The 18461-nt window shown below is 54.8% G+C and carries 6 protein-coding genes, 2 tRNA genes and 7 rRNA genes; 11 read left to right on the forward strand and 4 right to left on the reverse strand.

The features are described from left to right. Positions 1-165: 165 nt before the first annotated feature. The 4 genes from K4A76_RS00575 to K4A76_RS00590 all read right to left on the reverse strand — a co-directional run bounded on the left by K4A76_RS00575 (position 166) and on the right by K4A76_RS00590 (position 4390). The gene (locus K4A76_RS00575; RefSeq protein WP_009683557.1) at positions 166-1617 is read right to left on the reverse strand and encodes an NAD(P)(+) transhydrogenase (Re/Si-specific) subunit beta; all 1452 of its coding nucleotides are present in this window, start codon (positions 1615-1617) and stop codon (positions 166-168) included. Between the two features lie 2 nt (positions 1618-1619). After that, a complete protein-coding gene (locus K4A76_RS00580) occupies positions 1620-1934 on the reverse strand; it encodes an NAD(P) transhydrogenase subunit alpha (RefSeq protein WP_003256966.1) in 315 nt (104 codons plus the stop codon). 11 nt (positions 1935-1945) lie between these two features. Beyond that, complete coding sequence (locus K4A76_RS00585; protein ID WP_274411325.1) at positions 1946-3067, reverse strand: Re/Si-specific NAD(P)(+) transhydrogenase subunit alpha; 1122 nt, start codon at positions 3065-3067, stop codon at positions 1946-1948. Positions 3068-3475: 408 nt separating this feature from the next. After that, the gene (locus K4A76_RS00590; protein ID WP_054904518.1) at positions 3476-4390 is read right to left on the reverse strand and encodes a LysR family transcriptional regulator; all 915 of its coding nucleotides are present in this window, start codon (positions 4388-4390) and stop codon (positions 3476-3478) included. Positions 4391-4553: 163 nt separating this feature from the next. Here K4A76_RS00590 and K4A76_RS00595 point away from each other — a divergent pair, with 163 nt between their 5' ends. The 11 genes from K4A76_RS00595 to rrf (K4A76_RS00645) all read left to right on the forward strand — a co-directional run bounded on the left by K4A76_RS00595 (position 4554) and on the right by rrf (K4A76_RS00645) (position 18452). Further along, on the forward strand, positions 4554-5735 hold the full coding sequence (locus tag K4A76_RS00595; RefSeq protein WP_054904519.1) for an acyl-CoA dehydrogenase: 1182 nt from the start codon (positions 4554-4556) through the stop codon (positions 5733-5735). Between the two features lie 14 nt (positions 5736-5749). Continuing rightward, positions 5750-6970 (forward strand): CaiB/BaiF CoA transferase family protein, encoded by a 1221-nt coding sequence (locus K4A76_RS00600; RefSeq protein WP_274411326.1) that lies wholly within the window; start codon positions 5750-5752, stop codon positions 6968-6970. Between the two features lie 569 nt (positions 6971-7539). Beyond that, a 16S ribosomal RNA gene (locus tag K4A76_RS00605) occupies positions 7540-9076 on the forward strand. Positions 9077-9357: 281 nt separating this feature from the next. Beyond that, positions 9358-12250 (forward strand): 23S ribosomal RNA (locus tag K4A76_RS00610). A gap of 134 nt (positions 12251-12384) precedes the next feature. After that, positions 12385-12500 (forward strand): 5S ribosomal RNA (rrf, locus tag K4A76_RS00615). Between the two features lie 445 nt (positions 12501-12945). Then, positions 12946-14482: ribosomal RNA gene (locus K4A76_RS00620) — 16S ribosomal RNA — on the forward strand. A gap of 86 nt (positions 14483-14568) precedes the next feature. After that, positions 14569-14645: transfer RNA gene (locus tag K4A76_RS00625), tRNA-Ile, on the forward strand. A 114-nt stretch (positions 14646-14759) separates the two neighbouring features. Next, positions 14760-14835, forward strand: a tRNA-Ala gene (locus tag K4A76_RS00630). A gap of 249 nt (positions 14836-15084) precedes the next feature. Beyond that, positions 15085-17977, forward strand: a 23S ribosomal RNA gene (locus K4A76_RS00635). A gap of 134 nt (positions 17978-18111) precedes the next feature. Then, positions 18112-18227, forward strand: a 5S ribosomal RNA gene (rrf, locus tag K4A76_RS00640). Between the two features lie 109 nt (positions 18228-18336). Next, positions 18337-18452 (forward strand): 5S ribosomal RNA (gene rrf, locus K4A76_RS00645). The 16S, 23S and 5S rRNA genes sit together here with 2 tRNA genes alongside, the layout of an rRNA operon. The last annotated feature ends 9 nt before the right edge of the window (positions 18453-18461 follow it).

Genomic DNA, 18461 nt, shown 5'->3' on the forward strand with positions numbered 1-18461 from the left:
CTGAAACTACTGCAGCGCAGTCTAGAGATTTCGCCCATTGCCGTCCCACGACCATGGTCGTATGAGAAGCCTCTCGGTAGAGCCGTTGATCCGGATCAACAAAAAGAACGCCCCGGTAGATGCTTACCGGGGCTTTCTTTATATCGGCGGGTTTGCTGCCGTGTTCTATTCCACTGCCTTGACCATGTCTTCGATGACCTTCTTGGCGTCACCGAATACCATCATGGTTTTGTCCAGGTAGAACAGTTCGTTATCCAGGCCGGCGTAGCCACTGGCCATCGAGCGCTTGTTGACGATGATGGTCTTGGCCTTGAACGCTTCGAGAATCGGCATGCCGGCAATGGGCGACTTGGGGTCGTTTTTTGCCGCCGGGTTGACCACGTCGTTGGCGCCCAGCACCAGTACCACGTCGGCCTGGCCAAACTCGGCGTTGATGTCTTCCATCTCGAAGACCTGGTCGTAAGGGACTTCGGCTTCGGCCAGCAGCACGTTCATGTGCCCAGGCATACGCCCCGCAACCGGGTGAATCGCGTACTTCACGGTCACACCGTTGTGGGTCAGCTTTTCGGTCAGTTCCTTGAGTGCATGCTGGGCACGGGCCACCGCCAGGCCATAGCCCGGAACGATGATCACGCTGTCGGCATTGCTCAACAGGAAGGTGGCATCGTCAGCCGAGCCGGACTTGACCGGGCGCTGCTCTTGCGAGCCTTGCGCCGCCCCCGCGTCGGTATCGCCACCAAAGCCGCCGAGGATGACGTTGAAGAACGAACGGTTCATCGCCTTGCACATGATGTACGAAAGGATGGCGCCAGAAGAGCCCACCAACGAGCCCGCGATGATCAGCATCGAGTTGTTCAGCGAGAAGCCGATACCCGCAGCTGCCCAACCCGAGTAGCTGTTGAGCATTGAAACAACCACCGGCATGTCGGCGCCGCCAATCGGAATGATGATCAGCACACCCATGACAAAGGCCAGGGCCAGCATCAGGGTGAAGGCACTGTAATGGCCGGTGAACGTGAACAGCAGGCCCAAGGCGATGGTGGTCAGGCCCAGGATCAGATTGAGCTTGTGCTGACCGGCGAACTGTACGGGTGCGCCCTGGAAGAGGCGGAATTTGTATTTGCCCGACAGCTTGCCGAAAGCGATCACCGAGCCAGAGAAGGTAATGGCACCAATGGCTGCGCCGAGGAACAGTTCCAGGCGGTTACCGGTAGGGATCGGGTCGCTGATGGCTGCAACGATGCCCATCGACTGCGGTTCGAGCACTGCGGCGATGGCGATGAACACCGCAGCCAGGCCGATCATGCTGTGCATGAAGGCGACCAGCTCGGGCATCTTGGTCATCTCGACCCGCTTGGCCATGATCGAACCGGCGGTACCACCCACCAGCAGGCCGACCAGTACGTAACCGATGCCGGTCGTAGCCCCACCGTTGCCGATGGAGAGCGCCGCGAGCTTGTAGATGAGGCCAACCGTAGTGAGGATGGCGATGCCCATGCCGATCATGCCGAACAGGTTGCCGCGCCGCGAGGTGGTCGGGTGCGACAGGCCCTTGAGCGCCTGGATGAAGCACACCGAGGCGACGAGGTAGAGGAGCGTTACCAGATTCATGCTCATGCTTACTTCTGCGCCTCGTTCTTGGTTTTCTTCTTGAACATTTCCAGCATGCGGCGGGTGACCAGGAAGCCACCGAACACATTGACTGCGGCCAGGGCCACCGCCAGGGTGCCCATCAGTTTGCCGGCCGGGGTCACGGTCAGTGCGGCGGCCAGCATGGCACCGACGATGACGATCGCCGAGATGGCATTGGTGACCGCCATGAGTGGGGTGTGCAGCGCCGGGGTGACGTTCCACACCACGTGGTAGCCCACATAAATGGCCAGCACGAAGATGATCAGGTTGTAGATGCCGTGGGAAATCAGCATGTCTTCCATTGTCGTGCTCCTTAGCCGTTCTTGCGGACGACCTGGCCATCGCGGCACATCAGGCAGGCCGCGACGATGTCGTCTTCGAGGTTGATGGTCAGTGCGCCGTCCTTGTCGAACAGCAGCTTCATGAAGTCCAGCAGGTTGCGCGCATACAGCGCCGAGGCATCGGCGCCGACCTGGGCCGGCAGGTTGGTAGGGCCGACGATGGTCACGCCATGCGCCTGAACGACTTGGTCCGCCACGGTCAGCGGGCAGTTGCCGCCTTGGGCCGCGGCCAGGTCGATGACGACCGAGCCAGGCTTCATCTGGGCCACTGTTTCGGCACTGAGCAGGGTTGGTGCCTTGCGGCCAGGGATCAATGCGGTGGTGATGACGATATCCGCCTGCTTGGCGCGCTCGTGCACGGCCTGGGCCTGGCGTTGCATCCAACTGGCTGGCATCGGCCGGGCATAGCCGCCGACGCCTTCGGCGCACGCCCGTTCTTCGTCGGTCTCGTAGGGGACGTCGATGAACTTGGCGCCCAGCGACTCGATCTGCTCCTTCACCGCCGGGCGTACGTCGGACGCCTCGATCACTGCGCCCAGGCGCTTGGCCGTGGCGATGGCCTGCAGGCCGGCAACGCCCGCACCCAGGATCAGTACCCGGGCGGCTTTGACCGTACCGGCGGCGGTCATCAGCATGGGCATGAAGCGTGGGTAGTGATGGGCAGCCAGCAGCACGGCCTTGTAACCGGCGATGTTCGCCTGTGACGACAGCACGTCCAGGCTCTGCGCCCTTGACGTGCGGGGCGCGGCCTCCAGCGCGAAGGCGGTGATCCCGCGTTCGGCCATCTTGCCGATCATTTCGCTGTTGAAGGGGTTGAGCATACCTACCAGCAGGCTGCCGCTGTTGATCAGGGCCAGTTCCTGGTCGTTGGGCGCGACCACCTTCAGGACCAGTTTGGCGCCGTATGCATCGGCTGCGGTCCCCAGGGAAGCACCCACGGCCTCATAGGCACTGTCCGGAATGGCGGCGTTGAGCCCTGCCCCCCGTTGAACGGTGACCTGATGGCCCTGGCCAATCAGTTTCTTGATGGTTTCGGGGGTCGCAGCGACCCTTGTCTCACCGGTCTGCGTCTCGAGAGGAACACCAATGTGCACGACTATTTCTCCTGCGGTGACCTTTGTTTTTGTCAAAGCCAGCGCACTGCGAATGGTGTGCTGGGTGGCTGTGGAGCGCCATCCCGCCGGATCCTGGGCGGGCGAAGCATTTTGCAGACGAACCCATAGGGCTTCAACCGGTTCTGGAGCGAAACGAAGTTAAAACTACAAGTCACCCTGTGACCGCTTGTCGCACGCATAAGGTCGCAGCCCATCAACTACGGGCTTTTGCCAGATTAGGAGAAAAAAACAAAAAAATTTTGGCCAGTTCGCTGATGGCTTGTTCGATGTCGCAAAATAACCCGCAAAGCCGCGTAGTCAGGACGGTTAGCGGGTATTTTTGTGCGTACGTAACAGTTTACGAATATGCGACAAATACATATATCTGTAGGTGTTAAAAATAATTGACTACGGGGTCAGGTTATCCCGTTCCTGGGCATATGCCTGCGCTTGGCTCACCAGCCAGTCACGGAATGCGCGCAGTGATGCGGACTCCACCTTGCGTTCTGGAATCATCAGATAGTAGGCCTTGTCGCTAGTCAGGACGTGTCTGTTAGCGACTACCAGCCTACCCTCCTGCAACTCGCGCTGGATCAGAAACGGTGGTATCAGCGCGACGCCCATCTCGTGCATGGCCGCTTGGGCAAGCATCGAAAATAGCTCATAGCGTGGGCCGGTCATGTCACGTTCCACATTCATGGCCACGCTGGCAAACCATTGCCGCCACGCGTACGGCCGCGTGCTCTGCTGCAACAGTGGCAGCTCAGCGATGTGCCGTGCTTCGAGCGTGCCTTGCCCGCCCAGCAGTGCCGGGCTGCATACGGGTAACGGGTTTTCCCCCATCAGCCGCTGCGACTGTGTGCCAGACCAGTCGCCATCACCAAAATAGATGGCGGCATCGAATGTTGTGTCCGCGAACAGAAATGGCCGGGTGCGGTTGGTGAGGTTCACGGTGACCTCCGGGTGGCGCTGCTGGAAGTCTTTGAGGCGCGGTAGCAGCCATTGGGTACCGAATGTCGGTACTACTGCCAGTTCGATCACGCTGGCGCCCTGCTGTCGCATCACTGACAAGGTGTCGCGCTCCACTGCGTCCAGTTGCGCGGCAACCTGGCGGCTGTACGACAGGCCCGCCTCGGTCAGCTTCACACCACGGCGCGAGCGGCGAAACAACTCTACGTTAAGGAACGTTTCCAGGCTGGCAATCTGTCTGCAGACGGCGCCCTGGGTCAAGGAAAGCTCCTGGGCGGCCTTGGTGAAGCTCTGGTGACGCGCAGCGGCCTCGAAGCAAACCAATGCAGAGGTGCTGGGGATCTTGCGTCGCATGTACGTCAACCTCACTCGTCAGGCCGCAAATGTGGCGGGGTTCTGATTTTCGAAGTGACAAAATATCACTATATGGTGCGCAATCCTCGTTTGTATCAGCGGGCAATCAGTCCTAGGCTCAAAGGCACATAAAAACTCCGCCCCCTTCTCGAGGATTCCGCTCATGGCTGGTAAAGCAAGCTTCAACTGGATCGATCCACTGCTGCTGGATCAGCAGCTCACTGAAGAAGAGCGCATGGTGCGTGACAGCGCGTATCAGTTCGCCCAGGGCAAGCTGGCCCCGCGTGTACTCGAGGCGTTTCGTCATGAGCAGACCGACCCGGCGATTTTTCGCGAAATGGGGGAAGTGGGCCTGCTGGGTGCGACCATCCCCGAGCAATACGGCGGCAGCGGCTTGAACTATGTGTGCTATGGGCTGATTGCTCGCGAAGTGGAGCGTATCGACTCCGGCTATCGTTCGATGATGAGCGTTCAGTCTTCGCTGGTGATGGTGCCGATCAACGAATTCGGTACCGAAGCCCAGAAACAGAAGTACTTGCCCAAGCTGGCGAGTGGGGAATGGATCGGTTGCTTCGGTTTGACCGAGCCTAACCATGGCTCTGACCCGGGCTCGATGATTACCCGGGCCAAGAAGGTCGAGGGCGGTTATCGCCTGAGCGGCAGCAAAATGTGGATCACCAACAGCCCGATCGCTGACGTATTCGTGGTCTGGGCCAAGGATGACGCTGGTGATATCCGTGGCTTCGTCCTGGAAAAGGGCTGGCAGGGCCTGAGTGCGCCTGCAATTCATGGCAAGGTCGGTTTGCGCGCGTCGATCACTGGCGAGATCGTCATGGATAACGTGTTTGTGCCGGAAGAGAACATCTTCCCCGATGTACGTGGCCTCAAAGGTCCGTTCACTTGCCTGAATTCGGCCCGTTACGGCATTTCCTGGGGGGCGCTGGGTGCTGCAGAGGCCTGCTGGCACACCGCCCGCCAATACACGCTGGACCGTCAGCAGTTCGGTCGCCCACTAGCTGCAAACCAGCTGATCCAGAAAAAGCTGGCGGACATGCAGACCGAGATCACGCTGGCGCTGCAAGGCTGCCTGCGCCTTGGGCGCATGAAGGACGAGGGCACCGCGGCGGTGGAAATTACCTCGATCATGAAGCGCAACTCCTGCGGCAAGGCGCTGGATATCGCACGCATGGCGCGCGACATGCTTGGCGGTAACGGGATTTCCGACGAGTTCGGTGTCGCCCGTCATCTGGTCAACCTGGAGGTGGTCAACACCTATGAAGGTACGCACGACGTGCATGCGCTGATCCTGGGCCGCGCGCAAACCGGTATCCAGGCTTTCTATTGATAAGGAGCCAGTTCATGGGCGCGTTATCACATCTGCGGGTGCTGGACCTGTCGCGCGTGTTGGCTGGTCCGTGGTCTGGCCAGATCCTCGCCGACCTGGGGGCTGACGTGATCAAGGTCGAGCGGCCGGGCAGTGGGGACGATACCCGTGCCTGGGGGCCGCCCTTCCTTAAAGGTGCCAATGGCGAGAACACGAGCGAGGCGGCTTATTATCTGTCGGCCAACCGCAATAAGCGGTCGGTGACGATAGATTTCACGCGGCCAGAGGGCCAGCGCCTGGTGCGTGAGCTGGCGGCGAAGTGCGATATCGTCATCGAGAACTTCAAGGTGGGTGGGCTGGCGGCCTATGGGCTGGATTACCAGAGCCTCAAGGCCGACAATCCGCGGCTTATCTATTGCTCCATCACCGGTTTCGGGCAGACCGGGCCTTATGCCCGGCGCGCTGGCTATGACTTCATGATCCAGGGGCTGGGTGGGCTGATGAGCCTGACGGGGCGCCCGGAAGGTGAGGAAGGCGCAGGCCCGGTCAAGGTGGGTGTCGCCCTTACCGACATTCTGACCGGGCTGTACTCAACGGTGGCTATGTTGGCTGCCCTCGCCCACCGTGACCAGACTGGGGTCGGTCAGCACGTCGACATGGCGCTGCTGGATGTGCAGGTGGCTTGCCTGGCGAACCAGGCAATGAACTACCTGACCACGGGCACGGCGCCCCGTCGCCTGGGTAATGCGCACCCCAACATCGTGCCTTATCAGGACTTTCCGACGGCGGATGGCGATTTCATTCTTACCGTGGGCAACGACAGCCAGTTCCGCAAGTTCGCCGAGGTGGCCGGGCAGCCTCAATGGGCGACTGACCCTCGCTTTGCCACCAACAAGCTGCGTGTGGCCAACCGGGCTGAGCTGATTCCATTGATTCGCCAGGCCACCGTGTTCAAGACCACGGCCGAATGGGTGAGCCAGCTGGAGGCAGCGGGTGTGCCGTGTGGGCCAATCAATGATCTTGCCCAGGTGTTCCGCGACCCCCAAGTGCTGGCTCGCGGGCTGGCGGTCAGTATCCCGCATGCGTTGGCAGGCAATGTGCCGCAGGTGGCGAGCCCGATACGTTTGTCGGCGACGCCTGTCGAGTATCGGCTGGCGCCGCCTATGTTGGGTGAGCATACCGAGGTCGTGCTTGAAGAGGTGTTAGGGCTAGGAGCGGAAGAAGTGCGCCAGCTGCGCAGCGCTGGCGTGTTGTAGGGAATGCTGGTCTAGCTATATAGCGGGGAGGCCGCCAGGCCTCCCCGCTTTGCTTTTTAAGCGCCCTGAAAGTTTATTTGAATTAAAGGTTGACGCCCTCTCGAATCCCCTTATAATGCGCCCCACTTCCAGCGACAACGGAACGACAAACTCCTTGAAATTCAATGAGTTGAATGATTCGGAAGGCGCTGTAAGGGCTACGATCGAATGATCGAATGCGGTTGAGATGATGGTTGACAGCGCTTCTAAACGCTGTATGATTCGCCTCCCGCTACGAGAGATCGCAGCGAGTCAAGTGTTTGAAGCTAAACGAGTTTCTCGCAAAAAACTTCAAAATAAACGCTTGACAGCAAGTGAGGAAAGCGTAGAATGCGCGCCTCGGTTGAGACGAAACACTCTTAGCCAACCGCTCTTTAACAAATCGAATCAAGCAATTCGTGTGGGTGCTTGTGAGTACGGACTGATAGTCAAAAAGATTATCAGCATCACAAGTGACCATGCGAGAAATCACATAGTCATTTGAGATTGCTGAGCCAAGTTTAGGGTTTCTTAAAAACCCAAGCAGTATTGAACTGAAGAGTTTGATCATGGCTCAGATTGAACGCTGGCGGCAGGCCTAACACATGCAAGTCGAGCGGATGGCGGGAGCTTGCTCCTTGATTCAGCGGCGGACGGGTGAGTAATGCCTAGGAATCTGCCTGGTAGTGGGGGACAACGTTTCGAAAGGAACGCTAATACCGCATACGTCCTACGGGAGAAAGCAGGGGACCTTCGGGCCTTGCGCTATCAGATGAGCCTAGGTCGGATTAGCTTGTTGGTGAGGTAATGGCTCACCAAGGCGACGATCCGTAACTGGTCTGAGAGGATGATCAGTCACACTGGAACTGAGACACGGTCCAGACTCCTACGGGAGGCAGCAGTGGGGAATATTGGACAATGGGCGAAAGCCTGATCCAGCCATGCCGCGTGTGTGAAGAAGGTCTTCGGATTGTAAAGCACTTTAAGTTGGGAGGAAGGGCAGTAAGTTAATACCTTGCTGTTTTGACGTTACCGACAGAATAAGCACCGGCTAACTCTGTGCCAGCAGCCGCGGTAATACAGAGGGTGCAAGCGTTAATCGGAATTACTGGGCGTAAAGCGCGCGTAGGTGGTTTGTTAAGTTGGATGTGAAAGCCCCGGGCTCAACCTGGGAACTGCATCCAAAACTGGCAAGCTAGAGTACGGTAGAGGGTGGTGGAATTTCCTGTGTAGCGGTGAAATGCGTAGATATAGGAAGGAACACCAGTGGCGAAGGCGACCACCTGGACTGATACTGACACTGAGGTGCGAAAGCGTGGGGAGCAAACAGGATTAGATACCCTGGTAGTCCACGCCGTAAACGATGTCAACTAGCCGTTGGAATCCTTGAGATTTTAGTGGCGCAGCTAACGCATTAAGTTGACCGCCTGGGGAGTACGGCCGCAAGGTTAAAACTCAAATGAATTGACGGGGGCCCGCACAAGCGGTGGAGCATGTGGTTTAATTCGAAGCAACGCGAAGAACCTTACCAGGCCTTGACATGCAGAGAACTTTCCAGAGATGGATTGGTGCCTTCGGGAACTCTGACACAGGTGCTGCATGGCTGTCGTCAGCTCGTGTCGTGAGATGTTGGGTTAAGTCCCGTAACGAGCGCAACCCTTGTCCTTAGTTACCAGCACGTTATGGTGGGCACTCTAAGGAGACTGCCGGTGACAAACCGGAGGAAGGTGGGGATGACGTCAAGTCATCATGGCCCTTACGGCCTGGGCTACACACGTGCTACAATGGTCGGTACAGAGGGTTGCCAAGCCGCGAGGTGGAGCTAATCTCACAAAACCGATCGTAGTCCGGATCGCAGTCTGCAACTCGACTGCGTGAAGTCGGAATCGCTAGTAATCGCGAATCAGAATGTCGCGGTGAATACGTTCCCGGGCCTTGTACACACCGCCCGTCACACCATGGGAGTGGGTTGCACCAGAAGTAGCTAGTCTAACCTTCGGGAGGACGGTTACCACGGTGTGATTCATGACTGGGGTGAAGTCGTAACAAGGTAGCCGTAGGGGAACCTGCGGCTGGATCACCTCCTTAATCGACGACATCAGCCTGCTGATGAGCTCCCACACGAATTGCTTGATTCATTTGCTGATGAGAATTCAGAAATGAACATTCGTTGATGAATGTTGATTTCTGACTTTTGTCAGACCGTTCTTTAAAAAATCGGATATGTGATAGATATAGACTGACACGCACTTTCACTGGTGTGTGATCAGGCTAAGGTAAAATTTGTGAGTTCTGCTCTTAATTGAGCGAAATGCGAATTTTCGGCGAATGTCGTCTTCACAGTATAACCAGATTGCTTGGGGTTATATGGTCAAGTGAAGAAGCGCATACGGTGGATGCCTTGGCAGTCAGAGGCGATGAAAGACGTGGTAGCCTGCGATAAGCTTTGGGGAGTCGGCAAACAGACTGTGATCCAGAGATCTCTGAATGGGGGAACCCACTCAGCACAAGCTGAGTATCTTGTACTGAATACATAGGTGCAAGAGGCGAACCAGGGGAACTGAAACATCTAAGTACCCTGAGGAAAAGAAATCAACCGAGATTCCCTTAGTAGTGGCGAGCGAACGGGGACCAGCCCTTAAGTTGGTTTGAGATTAGTGGAACGCTCTGGAAAGTGCGGCCATAGTGGGTGATAGCCCCGTACACGAAAATCTCTTATCAATGAAATCGAGTAGGACGGAGCACGAGAAACTTTGTCTGAATATGGGGGGACCATCCTCCAAGGCTAAATACTACTGACTGACCGATAGTGAACCAGTACCGTGAGGGAAAGGCGAAAAGAACCCCGGAGAGGGGAGTGAAATAGAACCTGAAACCGTATGCGTACAAGCAGTGGGAGCCTACTTTGTTAGGTGACTGCGTACCTTTTGTATAATGGGTCAGCGACTTATATTCAGTGGCGAGCTTAACCGAATAGGGGAGGCGTAGCGAAAGCGAGTCTTAATAGGGCGTTTAGTCGCTGGGTATAGACCCGAAACCGGGCGATCTATCCATGGGCAGGTTGAAGGTTAGGTAACACTGACTGGAGGACCGAACCGACTACCGTTGAAAAGTTAGCGGATGACCTGTGGATCGGAGTGAAAGGCTAATCAAGCTCGGAGATAGCTGGTTCTCCTCGAAAGCTATTTAGGTAGCGCCTCATGTATCACTGTAGGGGGTAGAGCACTGTTTCGGCTAGGGGGTCATCCCGACTTACCAAACCGATGCAAACTCCGAATACCTACAAGTGCCGAGCATGGGAGACACACGGCGGGTGCTAACGTCCGTCGTGAAAAGGGAAACAACCCAGACCGTCAGCTAAGGTCCCAAAGTCATGGTTAAGTGGGAAACGATGTGGGAAGGCTTAGACAGCTAGGAGGTTGGCTTAGAAGCAGCCACCCTTTAAAGAAAGCGTAATAGCTCACTAGTCGAGTCGGCCTGCGCGGAAGATGTAACGGGGCTCAAACCATGCACCGAAGCTACGGGTATCACCTTATGGTGATGCGGTAGAGGAGCGTTCTGTAAGCCTGTGAAGGTGAGTTGAGAAGCTTGCTGGAGGTATCAGAAGTGCGAATGCTGACATGAGTAACGACAATGCGAGTGAAAAACTCGCACGCCGAAAGACCAAGGTTTCCTGCGCAACGTTAATCGACGCAGGGTTAGTCGGTCCCTAAGGCGAGGCTGAAAAGCGTAGTCGATGGAAAACAGGTTAATATTCCTGTACTTCCAGTTATTGCGATGGAGGGACGGAGAAGGTTAGGCCAGCCTGGCGTTGGTTGTCCAGGTTTAAGGTGGTAGGCTGAAATCTTAGGCAAATCCGGGATTTCAAGGCCGAGAGCTGATGACGAGTTGCCTTTAGGCGACGAAGTGGTTGATACCATGCTTCCAAGAAAAGCTCCTAAGCTTCAGATAACTGGGAACCGTACCCCAAACCGACACAGGTGGTTAGGTAGAGAATACCAAGGCGCTTGAGAGAACTCGGGTGAAGGAACTAGGCAAAATGGCACCGTAACTTCGGGAGAAGGTGCGCCGGCGAGGGTGAAGGACTTGCTCCGTAAGCTCATGCCGGTCGAAGATACCAGGCCGCTGCGACTGTTTATTAAAAACACAGCACTCTGCAAACACGAAAGTGGACGTATAGGGTGTGACGCCTGCCCGGTGCCGGAAGGTTAATTGATGGGGTTAGCGCAAGCGAAGCTCTTGATCGAAGCCCCGGTAAACGGCGGCCGTAACTATAACGGTCCTAAGGTAGCGAAATTCCTTGTCGGGTAAGTTCCGACCTGCACGAATGGCGTAACGATGGCGGCGCTGTCTCCACCCGAGACTCAGTGAAATTGAAATCGCTGTGAAGATGCAGTGTATCCGCGGCTAGACGGAAAGACCCCGTGAACCTTTACTATAGCTTTGCACTGGACTTTGAATTTGCTTGTGTAGGATAGGTGGGAGGCTTTGAAGTGGGGACGCCAGTTCTCATGGAGCCATCCTTGAAATACCACCCTGGCAACTTTGAGGTTCTAACTCAGGTCCGTTATCCGGATCGAGGACAGTGTATGGTGGGTAGTTTGACTGGGGCGGTCTCCTCCCAAAGAGTAACGGAGGAGTACGAAGGTGCGCTCAGACCGGTCGGAAATCGGTCGTAGAGTATAAAGGCAAAAGCGCGCTTGACTGCGAGACAAACACGTCGAGCAGGTACGAAAGTAGGTCTTAGTGATCCGGTGGTTCTGTATGGAAGGGCCATCGCTCAACGGATAAAAGGTACTCCGGGGATAACAGGCTGATACCGCCCAAGAGTTCATATCGACGGCGGTGTTTGGCACCTCGATGTCGGCTCATCACATCCTGGGGCTGAAGCCGGTCCCAAGGGTATGGCTGTTCGCCATTTAAAGTGGTACGCGAGCTGGGTTTAGAACGTCGTGAGACAGTTCGGTCCCTATCTGCCGTGGACGTTTGAGATTTGAGAGGGGCTGCTCCTAGTACGAGAGGACCGGAGTGGACGAACCTCTGGTGTTCCGGTTGTCACGCCAGTGGCATTGCCGGGTAGCTATGTTCGGAAGAGATAACCGCTGAAAGCATCTAAGCGGGAAACTTGCCTCAAGATGAGATCTCACTGGGATCTTGAATCCCCTAAAGGGCCGTCGAAGACTACGACGTTGATAGGTTGGGTGTGTAAGCGCTGTGAGGCGTTGAGCTAACCAATACTAATTGCCCGTGAGGCTTGACCATATAACACCCAAGCAATTTGCTAGCGCAGATTGCGGTGGTGAAGATGACATGAACCGAAAGTTCGCAAGGCATCACAAACATCACATATCCGGATTCGCTGGGCTGTCCAACTGGACATTCTGGCTACAGAATTTCTTGACGACCATAGAGCATTGGAACCACCTGATCCCATCCCGAACTCAGTAGTGAAACGATGCATCGCCGATGGTAGTGTGGGGTTTCCCCATGTGAGAGTAGGTCATCGTCAAGATTCATTTCGCAAAACCCCTATCTGCGCATGCAGGTAGGGGTTTTGTCTTTAAGTAGAAGCTGTCGCTTCTCCTGGTTGGCTCACGAGCCCTCCAGTGGTGGTAAAAGGTGGTTGACAGTGTTTTTGAATACTGTATTATTCACCTCCCGCGACGAGAGATCGAAGCGAGTCAAGTGTCTGAAGTTAAACGAGTTTCTCGAAAATCTTCAAAATTAACGCTTGACAGGCTCTGAGGAAAGCGTAGAATGCGCGCCTCGGTTGAGACGAAACACTCTTAGCCAACCGCTCTTTAACAAATCGAATCAAGCAATTCGTGTGGGTGCTTGTGAGTACGGACTGATAGTCAAAAAGATTATCAGCATCACAAGTGGCCATGCGAGAAATCACATAGTCATTTGAGATTGCTGAGCCAAGTTTAGGGTTTCTTAAAAACCCAAGCAGTATTGAACTGAAGAGTTTGATCATGGCTCAGATTGAACGCTGGCGGCAGGCCTAACACATGCAAGTCGAGCGGATGACGGGAGCTTGCTCCTTGATTCAGCGGCGGACGGGTGAGTAATGCCTAGGAATCTGCCTGGTAGTGGGGGACAACGTTTCGAAAGGAACGCTAATACCGCATACGTCCTACGGGAGAAAGCAGGGGACCTTCGGGCCTTGCGCTATCAGATGAGCCTAGGTCGGATTAGCTTGTTGGTGAGGTAATGGCTCACCAAGGCGACGATCCGTAACTGGTCTGAGAGGATGATCAGTCACACTGGAACTGAGACACGGTCCAGACTCCTACGGGAGGCAGCAGTGGGGAATATTGGACAATGGGCGAAAGCCTGATCCAGCCATGCCGCGTGTGTGAAGAAGGTCTTCGGATTGTAAAGCACTTTAAGTTGGGAGGAAGGGCAGTAAGTTAATACCTTGCTGTTTTGACGTTACCGACAGAATAAGCACCGGCTAACTCTGTGCCAGCAGCCGCGGTAATACAGAGGGTGCAAGCGTTAATCGGAATTACTGGGCGTAAAGCGCGCGTAGGTGGTTTGTTAAGTTGGATGTGAAAGCCCCGGGCTCAACCTGGGAACTGCATCCAAAACTGGCAAGCTAGAGTACGGTAGAGGGTGGTGGAATTTCCTGTGTAGCGGTGAAATGCGTAGATATAGGAAGGAACACCAGTGGCGAAGGCGACCACCTGGACTGATACTGACACTGAGGTGCGAAAGCGTGGGGAGCAAACAGGATTAGATACCCTGGTAGTCCACGCCGTAAACGATGTCAACTAGCCGTTGGAATCCTTGAGATTTTAGTGGCGCAGCTAACGCATTAAGTTGACCGCCTGGGGAGTACGGCCGCAAGGTTAAAACTCAAATGAATTGACGGGGGCCCGCACAAGCGGTGGAGCATGTGGTTTAATTCGAAGCAACGCGAAGAACCTTACCAGGCCTTGACATGCAGAGAACTTTCCAGAGATGGATTGGTGCCTTCGGGAACTCTGACACAGGTGCTGCATGGCTGTCGTCAGCTCGTGTCGTGAGATGTTGGGTTAAGTCCCGTAACGAGCGCAACCCTTGTCCTTAGTTACCAGCACGTTATGGTGGGCACTCTAAGGAGACTGCCGGTGACAAACCGGAGGAAGGTGGGGATGACGTCAAGTCATCATGGCCCTTACGGCCTGGGCTACACACGTGCTACAATGGTCGGTACAGAGGGTTGCCAAGCCGCGAGGTGGAGCTAATCTCACAAAACCGATCGTAGTCCGGATCGCAGTCTGCAACTCGACTGCGTGAAGTCGGAATCGCTAGTAATCGCGAATCAGAATGTCGCGGTGAATACGTTCCCGGGCCTTGTACACACCGCCCGTCACACCATGGGAGTGGGTTGCACCAGAAGTAGCTAGTCTAACCTTCGGGGGGACGGTTACCACGGTGTGATTCATGACTGGGGTGAAGTCGTAACAAGGTAGCCGTAGGGGAACCTGCGGCTGGATCACCTCCTTAATCGACGACATCAGCCTACTGATGAGCTCCCACACGAATTGCTTGATTCATTGTAAAAGACGATCAAGACCCAAAGTTATACCATTAGGTCTGTAGCTCAGTTGGTTAGAGCGCACCCCTGATAAGGGTGAGGTCGGCAGTTCAAATCTGCCCAGACCTACCATTTTTGGTTGGAATGTTGAGCACCCCATGCCTCTGGATAAAGAGTGGTGAGGACGGCTCTTCTGCAGTTCAAATCTGCCCAGGCCTACCATTACATGGTTCAGCCGTAGAATACGGGGCCATAGCTCAGCTGGGAGAGCGCCTGCCTTGCACGCAGGAGGTCAGCGGTTCGATCCCGCTTGGCTCCACCACTTTCTGCGGTAGATGTTGCTCCTGCTCAGAAATTAGAAATGAACATTCGTTGATGAATGTTGATTTCTGACTTTTGTCAGATCGTTCTTTAAAAATTCGGATATGTGATAGATATAGACTGACACGCACTTTCACTGGTGTGTGATCAGGCTAAGGTAAAATTTGTGAGTTCTGCTCTTAACTGAGCGAAATGCGAATTTTCGGCGAATGTCGTCTTCACAGTATAACCAGATTGCTTGGGGTTATATGGTCAAGTGAAGAAGCGCATACGGTGGATGCCTTGGCAGTCAGAGGCGATGAAAGACGTGGTAGCCTGCGATAAGCTTTGGGGAGTCGGCAAACAGACTGTGATCCAGAGATCTCTGAATGGGGGAACCCACTCAGCATAAGCTGAGTATCTTGTACTGAATACATAGGTGCAAGAAGCGAACCAGGGGAACTGAAACATCTAAGTACCCTGAGGAAAAGAAATCAACCGAGATTCCCTTAGTAGTGGCGAGCGAACGGGGACCAGCCCTTAAGTTGGTTTGAGATTAGTGGAACGCTCTGGAAAGTGCGGCCATAGTGGGTGATAGCCCCGTACACGAAAATCTCTTGTCAATGAAATCGAGTAGGACGGAGCACGAGAAACTTTGTCTGAATATGGGGGGACCATCCTCCAAGGCTAAATACTACTGACTGACCGATAGTGAACCAGTACCGTGAGGGAAAGGCGAAAAGAACCCCGGAGAGGGGAGTGAAATAGAACCTGAAACCGTATGCGTACAAGCAGTGGGAGCCTACTTTGTTAGGTGACTGCGTACCTTTTGTATAATGGGTCAGCGACTTATATTCAGTGGCGAGCTTAACCGAATAGGGGAGGCGTAGCGAAAGCGAGTCTTAATAGGGCGTTTAGTCGCTGGGTATAGACCCGAAACCGGGCGATCTATCCATGGGCAGGTTGAAGGTTAGGTAACACTGACTGGAGGACCGAACCGACTACCGTTGAAAAGTTAGCGGATGACCTGTGGATCGGAGTGAAAGGCTAATCAAGCTCGGAGATAGCTGGTTCTCCTCGAAAGCTATTTAGGTAGCGCCTCATGTATCACTGTAGGGGGTAGAGCACTGTTTCGGCTAGGGGGTCATCCCGACTTACCAAACCGATGCAAACTCCGAATACCTACAAGTGCCGAGCATGGGAGACACACGGCGGGTGCTAACGTCCGTCGTGAAAAGGGAAACAACCCAGACCGTCAGCTAAGGTCCCAAAGTCATGGTTAAGTGGGAAACGATGTGGGAAGGCTTAGACAGCTAGGAGGTTGGCTTAGAAGCAGCCACCCTTTAAAGAAAGCGTAATAGCTCACTAGTCGAGTCGGCCTGCGCGGAAGATGTAACGGGGCTCAAACCATGCACCGAAGCTACGGGTATCACCTTTTGGTGATGCGGTAGAGGAGCGTTCTGTAAGCCTGTGAAGGTGAGTTGAGAAGCTTGCTGGAGGTATCAGAAGTGCGAATGCTGACATGAGTAACGACAATGCGAGTGAAAAACTCGCACGCCGAAAGACCAAGGTTTCCTGCGCAACGTTAATCGACGCAGGGTTAGTCGGTCCCTAAGGCGAGGCTGAAAAGCGTAGTCGATGGAAAACAGGTTAATATTCCTGTACTTCCAGTTATTGCGATGGAGGGACGGAGAAGGTTAGGCCAGCCTGGCGTTGGTTGTCCAGGTTTAAGGTGGTAGGCTGAAATCTTAGGCAAATCCGGGATTTCAAGGCCGAGAGCTGATGACGAGTTGCCTTTAGGCGACGAAGTGGTTGATACCATGCTTCCAAGAAAAGCTCCTAAGCTTCAGATAACTGGGAACCGTACCCCAAACCGACACAGGTGGTTAGGTAGAGAATACCAAGGCGCTTGAGAGAACTCGGGTGAAGGAACTAGGCAAAATGGCACCGTAACTTCGGGAGAAGGTGCGCCGGCGAGGGTGAAGGACTTGCTCCGTAAGCTCATGCCGGTCGAAGATACCAGGCCGCTGCGACTGTTTATTAAAAACACAGCACTCTGCAAACACGAAAGTGGACGTATAGGGTGTGACGCCTGCCCGGTGCCGGAAGGTTAATTGATGGGGTTAGCGCAAGCGAAGCTCTTGATCGAAGCCCCGGTAAACGGCGGCCGTAACTATAACGGTCCTAAGGTAGCGAAATTCCTTGTCGGGTAAGTTCCGACCTGCACGAATGGCGTAACGATGGCGGCGCTGTCTCCACCCGAGACTCAGTGAAATTGAAATCGCTGTGAAGATGCAGTGTATCCGCGGCTAGACGGAAAGACCCCGTGAACCTTTACTATAGCTTTGCACTGGACTTTGAATTTGCTTGTGTAGGATAGGTGGGAGGCTTTGAAGTGGGGACGCCAGTTCTCATGGAGCCATCCTTGAAATACCACCCTGGCAACTTTGAGGTTCTAACTCAGGTCCGTTATCCGGATCGAGGACAGTGTATGGTGGGTAGTTTGACTGGGGCGGTCTCCTCCCAAAGAGTAACGGAGGAGTACGAAGGTGCGCTCAGACCGGTCGGAAATCGGTCGTAGAGTATAAAGGCAAAAGCGCGCTTGACTGCGAGACAAACACGTCGAGCAGGTACGAAAGTAGGTCTTAGTGATCCGGTGGTTCTGTATGGAAGGGCCATCGCTCAACGGATAAAAGGTACTCCGGGGATAACAGGCTGATACCGCCCAAGAGTTCATATCGACGGCGGTGTTTGGCACCTCGATGTCGGCTCATCACATCCTGGGGCTGAAGCCGGTCCCAAGGGTATGGCTGTTCGCCATTTAAAGTGGTACGCGAGCTGGGTTTAGAACGTCGTGAGACAGTTCGGTCCCTATCTGCCGTGGACGTTTGAGATTTGAGAGGGGCTGCTCCTAGTACGAGAGGACCGGAGTGGACGAACCTCTGGTGTTCCGGTTGTCACGCCAGTGGCATTGCCGGGTAGCTATGTTCGGAAGAGATAACCGCTGAAAGCATCTAAGCGGGAAACTTGCCTCAAGATGAGATCTCACTGGGATCTTGAATCCCCTAAAGGGCCGTCGAAGACTACGACGTTGATAGGTTGGGTGTGTAAGCGCTGTGAGGCGTTGAGCTAACCAATACTAATTGCCCGTGAGGCTTGACCATATAACACCCAAGCAATTTGCTGACGCAGATTGCGGTGGTGAAGATGACATGAACCGAAAGTTCGCAAGGCATCACAAACATCACATATCCGGATTCGCTGGGCTGTCCATCTGGACATTCTGGCTACAGAATTTCTTGACGACCATAGAGCATTGGAACCACCTGATCCCATCCCGAACTCAGTAGTGAAACGATGCATCGCCGATGGTAGTGTGGGGTTTCCCCATGTGAGAGTAGGTCATCGTCAAGATTCATTTCGCAAAACCCCTATCTGCACATGCAGGTAGGGGTTTTGTCTTTAAGTAGGAACTACAGAGATTCGCAGGCACGTTCGAGTGACGGGCCAGCACACAGAATTTCTTGACGACCATAGAGCATTGGAACCACCTGATCCCATCCCGAACTCAGCAGTGAAACGATGCATCGCCGATGGTAGTGTGGGGTTTCCCCATGTGAGAGTAGGTCATCGTCAAGATTCAAACCC

Origin of the sequence: Pseudomonas sp. NEEL19 (assembly GCF_028751975.1) — a bacterium.
Lineage (GTDB): Bacteria > Pseudomonadota > Gammaproteobacteria > Pseudomonadales > Pseudomonadaceae > Aquipseudomonas > Aquipseudomonas juntendi.